The sequence below is a fragment of the Clostridium massiliamazoniense genome (assembly GCF_001403635.1).
GTDB classification, from domain to species: Bacteria; Bacillota; Clostridia; order Clostridiales; family Clostridiaceae; genus Sarcina; species Sarcina massiliamazoniense.
In genome coordinates, this window is record NZ_LN879467.1 from 675763 (window position 1) to 694374 (window position 18612).

Here is an 18612-nt window from a genome sequence, read left to right on the forward strand (position 1 = left end):
TAAAAGGCATTTAAAGAAGTCATATTGATAATTAACGGGGGTATAGGAGGTTAGTATGGTAAAGACTTTATTATCACAGGTTAAAGAATTTAAAAAGGATTCTATTATGACACCAATTTATGTGATTTTAGAAGTTGTTATGGAGGTTATTATACCTTTAATGATGGCATCTATAATTGATGAAGGTGTTAATAAAGGAGACTTAAAACATGTAATCTATACGGGAATAGCTATGATTTTAATGGCTTTTTTAGCTTTAGTTTTTGGTGCACTTGCAGGAAAAAGTGCTGCTCGGGCATCAACAGGTTTCTCAAAAAATTTAAGAAAGGCTATGTATGAAAATATTCAAAGTTTTTCATTTTCAAATATAGATAAATATTCTACAGCAGGATTGGTTACTAGGTTAACTACTGATGTTACTAATGTTCAAAACTCTTATCAAATGATTATAAGAATGTGTACAAGAGCACCAATTATGCTTATTTCATCAATGATAATGGCTATGGTCATAGGTGGAAGACTAGCATTTATATTTTTAGGAGTTACATTTCTTTTAGCTTTAGGATTAGCTTATATTATAAAAAAAGCGTATCCAGTTTTTATGGAAGTTTTTAAGAAGTATGATGATTTAAATAGAAATGTTCAAGAAAATGTAAGCGCAATTCGTGTAGTTAAGGCTTATGTTAGGGAAGAACATGAAATTAAAAAATTTAATAATGCAAGCTTAAAGTTGTATAACTTATTTGTAAAAGCTGAGAAAGTATTAGTTTTAAATATGCCTATGATGCAAATGGCCATGTATACTTGTATATTATTAATTTCTTGGTTTGGTGCAAAAATGATAGTATCAAAAACTTTAACAACAGGTGAGTTAATGAGTTTGTTTTCTTATATTTTAGGTATATTAATGAGCCTTATGATGCTTTCTATGATATTTGTTATGGTTACAATGTCAAAGGCATCAGCTGAGCGTATTGTTGAAGTTATAAATGAAAAATCAAACTTGAATAATGGAATTAATCCAATAAAAAAAGTGCCAGATGGTTCTATAGAGTTTAATAATGTTAATTTTTCTTATAAGGATGATGATAACTATGTTTTAAGAAATATTAACTTTAAAATAAATTCTGGTGAAACTATTGGAATTATAGGGGGAACAGGTAGTGCTAAATCATCCTTAGTTCAATTAATTCCTAGATTATATGATGTTTCTACTGGTGAGGTTGAGGTTGGAGGAATATCTGTAAAATCCTACGATTTAGAATCACTTAGAAATGAAGTAGCTATGGTTCTTCAAAAGAATGTATTATTTTCAGGAACTATTAAGGAAAACATACGTTGGGGAAAAAAAGATGCTACAGATGAAGAAATTAAAAGAGTTTGTGAATTAGCTCAGGCGGATGAGTTTATTCAAGGCTTTCCTAAGGGGTATGATACTTATATTGAGCAAGGAGGAAGTAATGTTTCAGGAGGACAAAAACAAAGACTTTGTATAGCTAGAGCCTTACTTAAAAAGCCAAAAATATTAATATTAGATGATTCAACAAGTGCTGTAGATACAAAAACAGATAGTCTTATACGTAAAGCATTTAAGGAGGAAATTGGAGATACAACAAAGATTATAATTGCTCAAAGAATAACTTCAATACAGGATGCAGATAGAATTATAGTGTTAAATGAAGGAGAAATTGAGAATATAGGAACTCATGAGGAATTACTAGAGAAGAGTCCTATTTATAAGGATGTATATCAATCACAAATGAAGGGGGCTGAAAAGATTGGTTAAAGGGAATGCTATGAGACAGGGAATGAGAGGACCTAAAGCTATGGGAAAAGGTGCAAGACCAGCTTTAGAAAATCCTATGGGGATAATTAAAAGACTTGGTGGATATATACTGAAAAAATATAAATTTTACTGCTTTTTAGTAGTTGTATTAATAATATTTTCTTCACTTACTAATGTTGCTGGTACTCTTTTTATGAAAAATCTTATTGATGATTTTATATTACCATTTATAGCTAAAGAAAATCCTGATTTTTCAAAGCTTGCATATGCACTTGTAGTTATGGCTATGATTTATTATTCGGGGGTTATTGCTATTTATGTTTATAATCGTATTATGGTAAAAGTATCTCAAGGGACTTTAAAAGATATAAGAGATGATTTATTTAAGCATATGGAGACACTTCCAATAAGATATTTTGATACAAATGCTCATGGTGATATTATGAGTGTTTATACAAATGATACAGATACTTTAAGACAGATGATAAGTCAAAGTATACCTCAATTAATAGCTTCTATAATTGCTATTATTAGTGTTACAATTTCTATGATTATTTTAAGTATACCTCTTACAATAGTGACATTTATTATGGCAGCTCTTATGATATATGTTACTAAGTTTGTAGCTACTAAAAGTGGTAAGTACTTTATGGAACAACAAACAAACTTAGGAAAAATCAATGGATATATTGAAGAAATGATGGAAGGACAAAAGGTTGTAAAAGTATTTTGTCATGAGGATGAAAGTTTAGAAAAATTTGATGAACTAAACAATAAATTATTTGAAAGTGCTAATAATGCCAATAGTTACGCAAATATACTTATGCCTGTTATGATGAATTTAGGAAATATAAATTATGTTGTAACAGCTATAATTGGATCAGCTCTTGCTATATTTGGTTTTGGTGGATTTACTCTTGGAGCCTTAGCATCATTTTTACAATTTAATAAGAGTTTTAGTCAACCAATAGCACAGGTATCAATGCAATTAAATTCAGTGGTAATGGCACTTGCTGGAGCAGATAGAGTGTTTAAATTATTAGATGAAAAGTCAGAGGCTGACAATGGTTATGTTGAGTTAGTAAATGCTAGAATAAATGAAAATAATGAAATAGAAGAAGTTGAGAAGAGAACAGGAATTTGGGCTTGGAAACACTATCATAAAGATGATGGTACTACAACTTATACTAAATTAGAGGGTGATGTAGTATTTGATAAGGTTGATTTTGGATATAATGAAGAAAAAGTAATTTTACATGATATAGAGTTATATGCAAAACCGGGTCAAAAAATAGCCTTTGTTGGTGCAACAGGAGCAGGAAAAACTACTATAACAAATTTAATCAATAGATTTTATGATATTCAAGACGGTAAGATTCGTTATGATGGAATAAATATTAATAAAATTAAGAAAGAGGATTTGAGACGTTCTCTTGGTATAGTACTTCAAGATACACATCTATTTACAGGAACAGTAATGGATAATATAAGATATGGAAAATTGGATGCTACAGATGAAGAAGTAATAGCAGCAGCGAAACTTGCTAATGCTGATTATTTTGTAAGACATTTGCCAGATGGTTATAATACTGTATTAACAGGGGATGGAGGTAATCTATCACAAGGACAAAGACAATTATTAGCTATAGCTAGAGCGGCAGTTGCTAACCCACCAGTGTTAATATTAGATGAGGCAACATCAAGTATAGATACTCGTACAGAAAAAATAGTACAAGAAGGTATGGATAGATTGATGGAGGGAAGAACTGTATTTGTAATAGCTCATAGATTATCAACTATAAAAAATTCAGATGTGATTATGGTGTTAGATAAAGGAAGAATAATAGAAAGAGGAAACCATAATAGTTTAATAGATAAAAAAGGAACCTATTATCAATTATACACAGGTTCAAGTGTAGGATTAGGTGACCTTGAAGTATAAATATAATTAGAGTATAAAGATTGTGGTGCTTAATAATAGAACTATTTTTTATATACAGATAGGATGTAAAAAAAATAAATACTATTATGCTCTTTAAAGATAAAGGGATTATCTATAAGTAGGAATTTTATTCTACTTTAAGATAGTCCCTCTGTCTTTTAATATAGAGGTATCATTGGATTATTTGGATTAATTGTCCGCTTATGAAAAGGATTATGAATCATTGCTTTTTTGAATAATGTAGGATATTCTTCTTGAAGATGTTTCATATAAATAACCCATGTTTGAGTCATTAGCTTATATAAAATGCTAAAGTCTTCTTTAATATGTTCTCTATTAAATGTGTCATATTCTGTATGTACATAAATATCTTGAAGCTCTTCTCTTATATGAAATATAGCAACAGCCATTTCTGAAAAAAGTTCATGCTCCATAAGTGTAGGGTTTGTTATTATTGAAATTAAAAAATCTTTATTATCATTAATAATATTAGACACTTTTCTTAAAGAAATAGCATCAATATCTACATCAAATTGATGGTTATTTATAACTGAATTAAATTTTTTAAATTCTGATGGTCCCCAATTTTTATTTATATGTGCCTCATCTGACAATACCTTAATATTCTTATCATATCTAGCAAATTTCTCTAATAATTCTGTTCCAAACTCTGAGAAAAAAACTCCTTCTATCATTATAAGTTTTTCTATTTTATGATATTTATTTCTTCTTTCAAAGAGGGTATCAATGACAAAAGCTGTTAAGAAGACGTTCAATGGAATAAAGGCTATGTTAGAACATAATAGGGATAAAGCTCTATCTAAGTCATTGAAAACATGAGTTTGGATGAAGAATAAAATTAAGGATAAAGAAAGCAGTACAATTCCTGTAATAATAGGTTCTCTATATTTTTTTTTAGTTCTAATTTTCTTGTTTTCTTTCATTTGTTTAATATCATCCTTTTTAGTATTTAAAGCTTGTGAAATTAAATTAAGAAGAGTTATTTAAGTAAATTTTAAAATTGTTCTTTGGATTAGGTTTACTATGGAACTTTAGTTAATTTGTAAATAAGCTTTATTATACTGTAAAATTTACATCATCTTAGAAAATAATTCAATGTGATGAAATTAATATTTTTTATTATATATAATAATAAAAATGACTTTTTTTGAGTGAATAATTATAAGTCTAAGTGGATTAATAAGAAATAGCCTAAAATATTAAAAGTTTTAACACTTAAACATTGAGGTAAATATACTTTTGTTTCAATTAAATACGATAATTTTAAAAATTTAAATATGAATGTAATAAAGTTGTAAGAAACACATTAATAATTAATACATATTTAAACAATTCTTCTGTTTTTTTGTAAAATTATTTATTTATAATTTACATTAGAAATAGAAGGGAGCAATAAAAGATGAATGTTTTAGAGATAAAAGGCTTGCGGAAAAAGCTAGGAAAAAGGGAAATAATAAAAGGAATAGATTTAGAGTTAAAGGAAGGTGAGATATTAGGATTTTTAGGACCAAATGGAGCTGGAAAGACAACTACTATAAGAATGATTGTTGGCCTTATAAATCCTGATAGTGGGGAAATTAAAGTTTGTGGAGAAAGCTTAAAGAATAAAAAGAAAGCTCTAAAAAATGTAGGTGCTGTAGTTGAAAATCCAGAGCTTTATAAATATCTTTCTGGACGAGAAAATCTTATGCAAATTGCACGAATAAGAGGAGTAGCTAAAGAAGAAGTTAATGAGTTAATTAATTTAGTTGGATTAGAGGATAGAATAAATGAAAAAGTTTCTAAGTACTCTTTAGGAATGAAGCAAAGATTAGGTCTTGCAGCAGCTTTAATTGGAAATCCTAAATTACTTATTTTAGATGAACCTACCAATGGTTTAGATCCATCAGGAATAATAGACTTTAGAGAGGTAGTAAAAAAGGCAGTAAGGGAAAAAGGAATATCTGTATTTATATCATCACATATTTTAAGTGAAGTACAAAATCTTTGTCATAGGGTTGTCTTTGTAAATAATGGTGTTGTAAAGGCTGTTGAAGAAATTAATAATCAACATATGGAAACAGAAAAGGAAAGTCTTAAGGTTGTTGTAAATACTGAAAATAATGAAGAGATTATTTCTAAAATAAAGGAGATACCTTTTGTAATTAATTCTTCTTATAGTGAAGATGGTATAGATGTTGTAATAGAAGCACAGAGTGCTCCTAAATTGATTAAGGCTCTAGTAGAACTTGATATAGAAGTAGAAGAAGTTTATAAGAATAGAGTGGGCTTAGAACAAAGATATATGGAGTTAGTTGAAGGGGGCATAAGATAATGTTTTTTACTTTAGTGAAAAATGAATTAATTAAATTATTTAGTAGGGGAAAAACTTGGATTGTTTTTGGACTTTTTGTTTTAATGGTTATAGGGATAAATGTAGCTTTACATTTTTCAGATAAACAGATGAGGTATTATCAATCTCCACAAGGGCAGATAGAGCAAATAAGCAGAGAAATTGGTTATGCAAAAGAAAATATAGAAATGTATGAAAAGGAGTTAAAAACTAATCCTGAAAGTTATATTAAAGAGAGTATAGAGGTGGAAAAGGAGAGATTAAAAGAGTTAGATGAAAGGAAAAAGGTAGAAGAGGGAAAATTAAAAAATGGAGTTAAGCCAAATCAATGGAAAGAAGATTTAAGTATTGAAAAAAATCAATTAAAAGAGCAATTAAATGATAAAGGCATAGAAGATGGAGAAAAAGTAAATATAAAAAATAGACTTGCAGAAATTGAGGGGATAGAGAAAAGTGGTATAAAACCAACAGAAACTTGGGAGTTTTCTCCTTTTAATAACAGTATAAGTCTTATGGGAGCAATTGGAACTATAATATTAGTTGCAGGTATAGCAATTTTTATGAGTGATATAGTTTCTGGGGAATCTACTCCACCAACTTTGAAGTTTTTATTGGTGCAACCAATTTCGAGAACTAAAGTAATAGCATCTAAATTTACAGCTGTTGTAATTACTGTTCTTTCAATGATAGTTGGTCTTGAGGTTCTTGCATTTGGTGTATTAGGAGTAATGAAAGGATTTAATTCAGGGAAAACACCTATGTTCCTTGGGAAAAAGTATATTTTAAAGGCGACGCAGAATTACAGCGGATGGCAGGAATTGATTCTAGCAGAGAACAGTGGTTACTTATCTGATGTAAGTAGTCATTTTTTACAAAGCTTAGGGTTACAGGTATTATTTATAGTGGCCTGTTGTGCATTTATATTTTTAATATCAACATTGTTCAAAAGTAGTATGATTACAATGGCTGTAGCAGTTATAATTTCTGTAGCTACCACAATGGTTACAATGAATATAGGTAAAATAAGAGAATTTGCACATTTAATTTTCTTAAATTACGGAGCAATTCCTTATGTTATAAGTGGAGATATTGCCCAGATGTATCAAAATCCTAATTTTTCGGTAAGTTTAGGTGTTACTTTAATGGTAATAACCATAATTGTTTGTCCTTTACTAGCAGCTTTAGTATTTAAGAAAAAAGATATTTTAATATAAAAAAATAGTGTTAAAGTAAGAGAATTTACTGGCATACCTGTATATCCTATAAAACAAATAGGATATACAGGTATTTTTATGTTGACATGACAAGAAAGCCATGCTAAATTAAGTATAATATAAAGCTGATGTTTTGGCGTTAAAACAAGGAGGGGGCAACATGTTTACGGGGAAATTTTATGGTAGATATTTTGCTAATTGGCGATGTAGCAGCTTTTCTAAAATATTAAATAAGGTGAAAAAGTAGGAAAATATTTAGAAAAGCACGAGGGGACACAAATGAAATTTTTGAAAAATTATAAATTTTCTTTAATACTATTACTATCAATGATTTTAGGTTCTGTTCTAGGAATTATTATGGGTGATAAGGCAAAGATTTTTACACCTATAGCAGATTTATTTCTTAATTTACTATATTGTGTAGTTGTTCCTATGATATTTGTTTCTTTAGTTTCATCTATAGCTAACATGAGTGATTTAAAGAAACTAAAAAAAGTATTAGGTGTAATGATGCTGGTATTTATAGCTACTGAGATAATAGCTACATTATATATGATAGTAGTTTGTATTTTTATTGACCCAGCTAAAGGAGCACACATAGCCATGGGAAGTACAACTGTTGATATGAGTACTAAAACAAATATATTATCCATATTTACAGTAGATGATTTTAGCTTATTATGGTCAAGAAAAAATATAATGGCTTTAATAGTTTTTTCAATATTATTTGGAGTATCTACAGTTGCAGTAGGGGAACAGGGAAAACCTGTAGTTAAATTTTTTAATTCCTTAACAGAAGTAGTAATGAAGATGGTTAATTATATTATGTATCTAGCACCTATAGGTCTAGGAGCATTCTTTGCAACTTTAATGGGTGATTATGGGAAGGAAATTGTAGGACCTCTTTCAAAGACTTTAAGCCTATTCTTTATAGCATCAATAGTTTACTTTATTTTATCAAATACTATTTTTGCATTTATTGGAGGGGGAAGAAAAGGAGTTAAAGTTTATTGGAAAAACATATTACCAGTGACTTTAACATCTTTGGGGACATGCTCTAGTGCAGCTTCCATTCCAAGTAATTTAGTTGCTTGTAAGAAAATAGGTGTCCCTGATGATATAAAAGATATTACAGTGCCTATGGGCTGTAATTTACATAAGGATGGAGCATGCTTAACAGTTGTTTTAAAAATAGCTTTTATTTGCTCAATATTGGACATTAACTTTTTATCTCCTAAAATAATAATAACAACCATATTAGTATCGATTTTATCTTCAACAATTATAGGAGCTATACCTGGTGGAGGTTATGTTGGAGAGATTTTAATCGTATCCTTATTTGGTTTTCCTCCAGCAACAATTCCTATAATGGTATTGCTTGGAACTATAACAGATGCTCCGGCAACAGCAATTAACGTTACTGGTGATACTGGTGTGGCTATGATAGTATCAAAATTAATAGAAGGTAGAAAATGGATGGTTGGAAAAATAAAACCTGAAAGTACAGTAGTTTAAAATAATATACATAGATAGAAGAGGATGTATCAAATTACAGATACATCCTCTCTGCCTTTTATCTAGATATCTGGGCAGATGAAAAAATATATAAAAGAAACATAAATTAAGGTGCTGATTTGATACAGCCCCTTTTTTTATTAAATTTTTTAAGAAAAGCTATTGTCCTAAAATATAGTAAAAAACAACAAAATAAAAAAGTTTAATTATTTTCTTTAATTTTATTATACTTTTTATTAAAATTATAGTAGAATGTAGTTGGAGAGAAATTAATTTAAAAATTAAGTATTAATTTAAATAAAATTAAAGTTTTATTTAAAACTTTAAAGAACATATCTAGAGAACTGTCTTTATTCATCTTCCTTTCATAGAGGACTGAGTATTACAGTCGGTAGTTATTAATTAAAGTTTAGAAAAATTAATAATTTATATTTGAAAAATATAAGATAGATTATTTTACTATTTAAATTAATTTCAGAAGGAATTTAAAGATATATTTAGACTTATCTTTAAGTGGATTTTAATTATATTGTTGAATGTAAAATTTTACAGATGTTTATATTATAGGAGGAATTTCATTTATGAACAAAAGAAAAATATCGTTTATTTTAGCTACAGCTACAATTGCTTCAATGTCGTCGACTATGATTCCAAGTAACTTAGGAGAAGGTAGAAGCAACAAAATTTTATTGGCTAGGTCAAACAGTGAAAAAAGCAGTAAGAAAGATATTAATAAATTCATTACTAATAATGTAGAAGTTAAAAAATCAAATGTAAGTAGTGTTACTAAAGAAGGACTAGAAAATAATAAAATAGTTATAAATAATGTATGGAATCAAGCATTAGGTACTATATCATTTAATCCAGAGACTCAAAAAATTCAATACTCTGGAGGATGGTCAGAAGGAAATCCTTATGTACAGGGAGAGGTTTTTGCCATAACATTATTCAATAGTGATGGAGCTATAATAAAAACTGTAAAAGTAAATGGAGGAGAATATCCAGAAAGTGCTTTAAATAATGCTTTCAATAATTTAAATTACTCTTATGGAGATTTAATAAAGATAGATTATAAGACATCAAGTAAAATAGATATAACAAATTTTAATAATGAATCTAATTATGCAGTAAATAAAAATATAACAATGGAAATTACTAAAAATGGACTTAAGGAATTAGGTAATAATATAACTTTAAATAATGTTTATTATAGCTTAAATTCAACAAGTGTAGAGGTGAGTGGTTCCACTACAAGTAATACAAATATATATGTAAATATTGATAATAAAATTTATAATACAACATCTAATAGTAATGGAAAATTTTCTTTAAATATAAACACAGGTAAAGAAGTTACAGCATCAACAGAAATACAAGTTTATGCAAAAGGACAAGAAATTAAGGAAGTTAATCCTATCTTAAATCCTAATATATATAAAATAGAGAATAACATAATAACTTTAAATAATGTGTGGAATCAAAATATTGGTTCATTAAAATTTAATCCAGTAACTAAAAAGATTAGTTTTAATGAAGGATGGACAGAGATTAATCCATATTTAAGTGGAGAAGCATTTTCTATAAATTTATATAGTAGTAATGGAGAATTATTAAAAAGCGTTACTATGACAGGTGGAGAATATCCTGAAGAAGCTTTAAAAAAAGCTTTTAATAATGAAAGTTTTTCTTATGGAGATATACTTCAGATAAATTATAAGACATCAAGTAAAATAAGTATTTCAAACTTTAATGGAGAAAAAGAATATTCTATAAGAAAATCTATATCATTAGAATTAACTCAAAATGGATTAAAGGAATTAGAAAGTGGATTAAAGGTTAATAAAATATATTATACTTTAAATTCTAATAAAATAAACATAAGTGGAACTACAAATGTAAACACTGATGTTTACGTAAACGTTGATAATAAAGTTTACTCAACTAAATCAAATAATAAAGGGCAATTTAATTTAAATATTAGTGCTCCAAAGAATGTTACTTCATCAACAGTTATTACAGTTTATGCTGCAGGACAGCAAATAGAATATGTTACTCCAGAAGTTAATCCTAATATTTATGGAATAGTAAAAAATAATATAAGCTTAATAGGTAATTGGTATGGTGGTTTATATAAAGCCGCAACTATTGCATTTAACCCAGAAACTATGAAGTTAAATATAAGTGGAAGTATGAGAGATTATTTTGCAAATGGTACAGGAAAAGCTTTTAAAATATCATTATATTCAAAAAATGGTTCTTTAATAAAAACAAAAACTTTTAATAATAGTAATCAAACAAAAAATTTATATGATGATTTTAATAATTTAGGATTTAGTTATGGTGATATTATTAAAGTTAGTTCTCTAGGAAAAGGACAAGTAAAAGTAAGTAATTATGATGGACAAAGTAATTATTTAGTAAGTAGTTCAACTACAATGACAATAACACAAGATGGACTAGTGCCATGTAAATTACCTGAAATTAAGGTAAATCCTTTTGAAGTTTTAGGAAATGGAAAAGTGACTTCAGGGGTTATTTCAGGAATTAGTGCAAAACCTAATCAAGTAATTAATGTAATAGTAGATGGAAAAACTTTCACTACAAAAAGTAATGAAAAGGGGACTTTTAGTGTAAACATATCAGATCCTAGTGGATTTACAGAAGCAACTAATATAGTAGTAGAAGCATCAGGAGAAGTCGCTAGAAGTATTAATCCTACAGTTGATTCAAAACTTGGTATATTAAATTCTAATATAGCACTATCTAATAGTGATAATGATGATGCCTATGGAAATCTTGAGCAATATATAGGTTTTAATCCTGTTAATATGTCTATTATAAGTAAAAATATTTTTGGAAGAAATTTTGCTGCACAACTTATAAATGGGCAAACAGGACAAGTTTTGGCAAGTTGTGGTGCAAATGATTTTAATGCATTTACTTCACAAAACAATTTAAATGGTGCTCATTTTCAATATGGAGATATAATTGCAGTTTATGAACCAGAAGAAAATGAATTATCACTAGGAGAAGTATTACTTGATAATGGAAAGAGTAAAGTTGATTGTACAAATAAATTTAAGTGTTTTAAAATAACTCCTAATGGATTAGTTCCAGTTGAAAATAAGAATTTAACTACTTCTCAAGTGTTATATACAGGTTCTGAAAATTTAACTTTAACAGGTAAAACATTACCTAATACTAATGTAACTGTATCCTATGGAAATATGTCTAAAGTTGTTAAGTCAAATAATAGTGGAGATTTCTCACTAGAAATACCTATTACAAAAGCACCTATAAATAGTGAAGTTAGAGTTTTTGTTAATAGGAATAATACTGAAATATTAACAGTTAAATATGATTCTAAAGAAATTAATATAAATTCTAATAGAATAGAAATTTTAAATAATACAAGTGTTCCTGTATTTAATATAAAGTTTAATCCAGTTGACAATAAGTTAGAAGCTGTAAAATATCCAATAACAATGGGATATACAGGAGCGTTTTATGGAAATTCACTAAATATAAAACTTATAAATTCTAAAACAGGGAAAAGCATATATTCATTTGATGGAAATAAATTAAATGATATTGATAGCTTTGTTTCAGCAATTAATAATAAATCTTATGTTCCTGGTGATATAATAGAAGTTTCATACAATCCAAACTTCATAAAAGCTGATGTTTATGATGGAAAACAAAGTGTAGGTAATACTACTGGAGCAAAAGAATACTTTGAAATAACAAATAAAGGATTAGTGAATTTAAATGATAAATTTATTAATGTAAAACCAGTAGATATTCTAAGTAATACTAAAGTGACATCTACCAAAATAGAGGGACAAGCAAAACCTAATACTCTTGTAGAAATTTCTGTAGATGGTAATACATTTAAAGGAACAACAAGTAGAAATGGTGATTTTAGTATTCCTATAAGAGATGAAAGTGGGTTTACAAGTAATACAGATATAGTAGTTTTATCAGAAGGCTATATTCCTACAATTATTACTCCTACTATAGAATCAAATATAGAATTAATGAATAGTTATATAAATTTCTATAACAATAAGGGTAATACTGGGAAGTTAGTATCAAGTATAACATTTAATCCAGAAACTATGAAGTTCATTGTAAATAATTATGATAATAGTTTTGGAAATGGAAAATCTCATTATTTTGATTTAGACTTATATAATAGTAATGGTAAAAAAATCCTAACTTCTTCAATTAATAATGGTTCTACAAGTGAGTTAACTAATGCTTTAAATAACAAATCATTTAACTATGGTGACATAATAGGTTTAAGCTATAATAATTCAATTTCTAAACCAGTTGTTTTAAATGGAAATAATGTATTAAGTAATATTAGTGGGAACGAAGAATATTTTAAAATAACAAAAGACGGACTTGTAAAAGTTAATTTTGGACAAAATGCATATACAAGTAGTGTTTATTGGAATAAAAATAATTTAGTTATAGATAGTAATTTAGCTGATGGACAAAGTGAAAGTATATTAAATGCTAATAAGAAATTAGTTATATTAAATTCAAATAATAAAATTATAGATTCAGTTAACACAAGTATATTAAATAATAATAATTCAAATGTACAAGGTGTAATACCGGAATCAATTTTAGACAAATTAAGTACTGGAGAAAATTATACATTTGCATTAGAGATTAATAATCAGTTATTCCCAATAAAAGTATTATCAAATACTCCAAGTAATTCAAGTTATTTATTAGAAGGAAATTCAGATAATATTCTTACAATAGATCTTGCTAAAAAACCAATAGTAACTATAAATAATTCAAAGGAAATAACAAGTTATCTTAGTACATTAAACTCTAATATTAACTCAGCAATAAATGCTAATAGTAATATAAATATATTAACTAATAGCGAGTTAAATTATAAAATTACTGTAAGAGAATTCATAGGAAGAGTTGGAGCAACTAACTTAGAAAATTTCTTTAATAAAAATGAAGCTAATAAGGAATTTGTAAATTGGCTATTAAATAATAAAATTGCTATGCAATATTACTTACAAGGAACCAACCCAACAGGAATAAATATAAATGGCCTTCAAATTTGGTCTGATATATGGAACAAGTATACTAATTCAAGATCAGGGTTTAACTTAAAGTTAGCTGTAGCAGTAGCTATAAGTAATGCAAAGCCTATAAATGCATGGCCAGGTAGTGGTAATGTAGGAAGTCCAGTTGAAAGATATAATATATTTGAGACTTTAAATGCTGAAGGTGGAATGCTTCCTATATTTAGAACATTAGATGTTAGACATATAATGGCTGTAGTTGATACTCACGTAACTAATTCTCAAATATTAGAAACTAGAGCGATAATAATGCAGAATCATAATGATTATGTAAATTCAAGTAATAATGGATTAAATAATATAGCTTATACTATACATTATAATGAAATAAATCCTCATACAGGTGCAAATGTATTTAAACCGGGATTTTATGGACCAAACCCAACAACAGCAACTGTTTGGTATGATGGAGGAGTTTGTGGTTCTTTATCTAAAATGGGTACAATAGCATGTCAAGTATTTGGAGTACCAGCAGAAGCAATTGCTCAGACATCTAGTCAGGGAGGTCCAGTAGTACATTGTGCATTTGTATTCTATAATAATGAACATAAATGGGAAGTGGGAAATAATGTATTTGGATGGGCAAACTGTGCAGGTGGAGATATTAGTGGATGGTCAAATGGAATAGCAACTACTATAAATAGAACAACTTATAATTTATTATATGAAAATGCTGATACACCTGCATTAAAGGAATCTAATGAATATTTATGGTTAGCAAGTTTTGATATATCATCTAAAGATAAAATGAATGCAATAAATGAAGCTATAAAAATACAACCATTAAATTTAGGGGCATGGCTTGAAAAAATTGCTATGATGAAATCTAATCCTAACACACCAGTACAGGATTATATAAATCTTGCTAATGAGATAATAAGTACATTTAAAGATTATCCAATGCCTATGTTTGATACTTTATTACAGATAAAGAATGAAATCTTAGTAAAGGGAACAGAAAGAGATTACTCAAATTTTGTAAATTCTATAACTAAGGTATTAAATTCAGTTACAGATCCAAATCAAAGCGCAACAGCTAAGGGAATGTTAAACTTAATGAATAAGTACAATATGATAGTAGGGGCTACCCCATTAACTCTTAGTAATATAAATTTAAGTAATGTTTGGAGTCAAAATATAGGGTCAATAAGTTTTAATAATATAACTAAAAAAATGTATTTTTCAAAAGGATGGGGAGAAATTAATCCATATTTAAGAGGAGAGGCATTTAATATATCATTGGAAACAGCTTCTGGAAAAGTAATAAAAAGTATAACTTTAACAGGTGGAGAAAAACCAGAAACAGAATTATATAAGGCATTTAATGGAACAAGTTTTAATATAGGTGATAAGATAGTTATTGATTATAAAACATCAAGTAAAATATCTGTAGATAATTTAATAACTGAAAAAGGTGTTGAAAATAATTATGAAATAAAGAAACCAACAACTTTATATATTGAAACTAATGGATTAAGTTTAAATGCGCCAGTTAAAAATACAGAGGGGATAAAGAGTAACCATAGTTTAGAGAAAACTAATGTAAAGGAAGTTGGCGTTACTAAAACTGTAAAAAAGGTAGAGAAAGAAAATAATACAAGTGATATAAATGGTATCACAAAGAAAGCGGTAATAGAAAAGAAATTAGATAAAGTAAAAGTAGAAAATAATTCACAGCAAGAGAAGAAAGATACTAGTAATACTTCTATAGTAAATAAAAATAATGAGAAGAATGAAAGCAATGTGAATAAAAATTCAAAAGATGGCTCAGCTAAAAAAATAAATAGTAGTAGTAATGAAGTTAATAATACTAGCATGGAAAAAAATAGTGAAAATAGTATTACAAGTAAAATAAATCATGTATTTAATAATATAATTCAATGGATAAATTCATGGTTCTAATATATGAATAAATAAACATAAGAGGATGTATCAAAATTATAGAGACATCCTCTGCTTTATATTAATAAATAAAGTTAGAAGTTTATTTAATTTCACTAAAAAGCTGATTTCTATAGTTAATAGAAGTCAGCTTTTTAGTTATATTCATAAGTGTAGTTAATATATAAGTTTAAAGAGAGAAGTATTTACCTTCAAATAATGAAATTAATAATTCTTCAATTTTGTTTAAATCAGCAGTTTCTCCATCTTTTATATATTTACTTGTTATTTCTACTAAAGCACCAGAAACAAAAGCAATTGCATATTCATTTTTTAAGTTTTCATTATTAAGAAATAATTTATCACAACTTAAAAGAGCTTTTTTTAGACCGTTGCTTAAAATTTCGGTTAGATTATTATTTATTAATATGCTGAAAAAATCATTATGTTGTGAAATATATTGAATAAATATATGAACTAATTTAGGGATTGTAATGTTATTTTCATCATCAAAATAAGCAGAAAGATTTAAACAATATTTTTGATATTCATAACATAAAATATTTTCCTTAGAATCAAATAGACTATAAAATGTTTGTCTTGATACCATTGCTTTATTACAAAGCTCACTAATGCTTATTTTATTAAATGGTTTTTCCTCTAAAAGTTGTATAAATGCTTGTGTAATCATCTCTTGAGATTGTAATGCGATTTTATTATTCCCTGTATACATTGACAAAAACTCCTTTATGTATAAGTTATTGTTATAGCATTGACAGTTGTCAAGGCTAATGATATTATCATAACATAAGTTGGACAGATGTCAATTAGATTTTATTATAAACGCAGATAAATGTAGACTTAATTCAGTTGGAGTTTTGACTTAAGCTTAATGTTTAATTGGCATTATGTAAGAATTTGTGCTTGTTTAATTTTAGCTTATAGAAAATTGAAATATTATAGATAATTGAAAGAGGGAAGGAAGTAATAAAATGAATAAAGTATTTGAAGAAGTTAAAATTGGTAAAATTACCTTTAAAAATAGCATTATTAGATCAGCAACTCATGAAGGAATGTGTACTGAAAAGGGAGAACCAAATGAAGATTTAATTAAAAAGTTTGAACAACTTGCAAAGGGAGGAGCTGGAGCAATTATTACAGGATTTGTGGGAATTATGCCAAATGGTAATGCTCCATCTAAATATATGCCTATGATTGATAGTGATGAAAAGATAGATTCTTTTAAAAAGTTAGTTGATAGAGTTCATAGTTATGATACACCTATAATAATGCAAATTGCACATTGCGGAAGACAGACAAGATCAAAAATCACTGGCTATCCAACAGTTGCACCATCTCCAATCAAAGATAAGTTATATAATGAAGATAGACCGCATGAATTAACAGAGGATGAGATTTATGAAATAATAGATAATTTTGTATTAGGTATAGAAAGAGCTAAAAAGGCAGGATTTGATGGTGTAGAATTACATGCAGCACATGGTTATTTATTATCATCATTTTTATCTCCACATATGAATAAGCGTAAGGATAAATGGGGTGGAAGTACAGAAAATAGATTTAGGATTGTAAAGGAAATTTTATTGAGAGCAAGAGAAAGAGTAGAGGATTACACAATTATTGCTAAAATAAATGCCTATGAAAAGGCAAAGGATGGAATGAATATAGAAGAAGCTATAAAAATATCAAAATATCTTGAAGAAGCTAAATGTGATGCTATTGATGTATCTTGTGGCATTGAAGAAGATGGTTTTTGGACACTTAGAGGTAATTTTCCATTTGAGATGATGGCACATGATAATCATAGAATTAAAAAAATACCTAAGAGCTTTAGAAAAATAGCTAAACCTTTTGTTAAGATGCAATTTGAAAGTCCTAAACCGTATAAATTATTTAATGTACCTAGTGCAGAGAAAATTAAAAAGGAAGTAAATATTCCAATTATTGTAGTTGGAGGAATAAGAAGGTTAGATGAAATAAAAGAAATTATAGAGAATAATAAAAGTGATATTGTTGCAATGTCAAAACCTTTTATAATTGAACCTAATATAGTAAATAAGTTTAAAGAAGGTAAGCAAGAAGTATCTAGATGTATAGATTGCAATTACTGTATTATTGGGATTGAAGAACGTCCTTTGAAGTGCTATTATGGAAAATTACCAAAATAATAATAAGTTCATTATATTACTTTTATAAACGTAGACTTAATTCAGATGGAGTTTTGACTTCACTTGAATGCTTAGAGCTTCTTTACGTAGGTGAGTGGTCACAAATGATGAACCTATATAGCTAGATAAAAGGCAGAGAGGATGTATCTGTAATTTGATACATTCTCTTTTGCATTAAGAATTATTTTTAATGTAAATTTTTAAGGCTTTTATAATTAAAAATAATAAATAAAATCCAACTCCACTGATTACTAACATTAATAATATTAGAAAAAGAAAAAATATTAAAGACTTCATAGAATCCTCCCTATAAATTTTTATTTTGTAAATAAGGAATATAAATATTTAGTTATTTAAAATAAATATTAATATGTTATTATAGAAACTGTCATTTAATTTAGATAAAATTTTCATTCTATTTGAATCTTAGTGGGCATTATTTAGGGGAATGCATCTGTTGTCTGAATTTTATATGAGATTGGAGTATTACAGGCACTAATTAGTAGATTAGTTAGATTAAATTTAAGTTATAATTAAGAATAGTGTAACTTAAATGAAGTTTAATTTCAAGGAAATGGATAAAATAATAAGTTAAATAAATATGTTTTAAATTAA

General features: G+C 27.4%; 9 protein-coding genes. 7 read left to right on the forward strand and 2 right to left on the reverse strand.

What is annotated here, in order from left to right; all coding sequences use genetic code 11:
- The first annotated feature begins 55 nt into the window (after positions 1 to 55).
- Together ARA19_RS06970 and ARA19_RS06975 are read left to right on the forward strand one after the other, a co-directional pair.
- A complete protein-coding gene (locus ARA19_RS06970) occupies positions 56 to 1786 on the forward strand; it encodes an ABC transporter ATP-binding protein (RefSeq protein WP_055070249.1) in 1731 nt (576 codons plus the stop codon).
- Positions 1787 to 1808: 22 nt separating this feature from the next.
- On the forward strand, positions 1809 to 3728 hold the full coding sequence (locus ARA19_RS06975; RefSeq protein WP_423230604.1) for an ABC transporter ATP-binding protein: 1920 nt from the start codon (positions 1809 to 1811) through the stop codon (positions 3726 to 3728).
- Between the two features lie 158 nt (positions 3729 to 3886).
- Here ARA19_RS06975 and ARA19_RS06980 read toward each other — a convergent pair whose 3' ends face one another.
- Positions 3887 to 4672 carry a hypothetical protein gene (locus tag ARA19_RS06980; protein ID WP_055070250.1) on the reverse strand — a complete coding sequence of 262 codons (786 nt, stop codon included), beginning with the start codon at positions 4670 to 4672 and terminating at the stop codon, positions 3887 to 3889.
- 476 nt (positions 4673 to 5148) lie between these two features.
- Between ARA19_RS06980 and ARA19_RS06985 the strand changes: the two genes are divergently transcribed.
- From ARA19_RS06985 to ARA19_RS07000, 4 genes are all read left to right on the forward strand, one after another.
- Positions 5149 to 6063: an ABC transporter ATP-binding protein gene (locus tag ARA19_RS06985; RefSeq protein WP_055070251.1), complete on the forward strand. Its 915-nt coding sequence runs from the start codon at positions 5149 to 5151 to the stop codon at positions 6061 to 6063.
- Positions 6063 to 7295 carry an ABC transporter permease subunit gene (locus ARA19_RS06990; protein WP_055070252.1) on the forward strand — a complete coding sequence of 411 codons (1233 nt, stop codon included), beginning with the start codon at positions 6063 to 6065 and terminating at the stop codon, positions 7293 to 7295. Before ARA19_RS06985 ends, ARA19_RS06990 begins: the two co-directional genes overlap by 1 nt.
- A gap of 279 nt (positions 7296 to 7574) precedes the next feature.
- Positions 7575 to 8810, forward strand: coding sequence for a dicarboxylate/amino acid:cation symporter (locus tag ARA19_RS06995; RefSeq protein ID WP_055070253.1), 1236 nt, complete (start codon positions 7575 to 7577; stop codon positions 8808 to 8810).
- Between the two features lie 581 nt (positions 8811 to 9391).
- Positions 9392 to 15829: a hypothetical protein gene (locus tag ARA19_RS07000; protein WP_055070254.1), complete on the forward strand. Its 6438-nt coding sequence runs from the start codon at positions 9392 to 9394 to the stop codon at positions 15827 to 15829.
- Between the two features lie 169 nt (positions 15830 to 15998).
- Here ARA19_RS07000 and ARA19_RS07005 read toward each other — a convergent pair whose 3' ends face one another.
- On the reverse strand, positions 15999 to 16541 hold the full coding sequence (locus tag ARA19_RS07005; protein ID WP_055070255.1) for a TetR/AcrR family transcriptional regulator: 543 nt from the start codon (positions 16539 to 16541) through the stop codon (positions 15999 to 16001).
- 259 nt (positions 16542 to 16800) lie between these two features.
- On the opposite strand from ARA19_RS07005, the gene ARA19_RS07010 reads away from it, so the two are divergent.
- A complete protein-coding gene (locus ARA19_RS07010; RefSeq protein ID WP_055070256.1) occupies positions 16801 to 17997 on the forward strand; it encodes an NADH:flavin oxidoreductase in 1197 nt (398 codons plus the stop codon).
- The last annotated feature ends 615 nt before the right edge of the window (positions 17998 to 18612 follow it).

Bases quoted from the DNA above. Each gene is read 5' to 3' on its own strand.
- ARA19_RS06970 (WP_055070249.1), top strand. From the start codon at position 56: ATGGTAAAGACTTTATTATCACAGGTTAAAGAATTTAAAAAGGATTCT.
- ARA19_RS06975 (WP_423230604.1), top strand. From the start codon at position 1,809: ATGAGAGGACCTAAAGCTATGGGAAAAGGTGCAAGACCAGCTTTAGAA.
- ARA19_RS06980 (WP_055070250.1), bottom strand. From the start codon at position 4,672: ATGAAAGAAAACAAGAAAATTAGAACTAAAAAAAAATATAGAGAACCT.
- ARA19_RS06985 (WP_055070251.1), top strand. From the start codon at position 5,149: ATGAATGTTTTAGAGATAAAAGGCTTGCGGAAAAAGCTAGGAAAAAGG.
- ARA19_RS06990 (WP_055070252.1), top strand. From the start codon at position 6,063: ATGTTTTTTACTTTAGTGAAAAATGAATTAATTAAATTATTTAGTAGG.
- ARA19_RS06995 (WP_055070253.1), top strand. From the start codon at position 7,575: ATGAAATTTTTGAAAAATTATAAATTTTCTTTAATACTATTACTATCA.
- ARA19_RS07000 (WP_055070254.1), top strand. From the start codon at position 9,392: ATGAACAAAAGAAAAATATCGTTTATTTTAGCTACAGCTACAATTGCT.
- ARA19_RS07005 (WP_055070255.1), bottom strand. From the start codon at position 16,541: ATGTATACAGGGAATAATAAAATCGCATTACAATCTCAAGAGATGATT.
- ARA19_RS07010 (WP_055070256.1), top strand. From the start codon at position 16,801: ATGAATAAAGTATTTGAAGAAGTTAAAATTGGTAAAATTACCTTTAAA.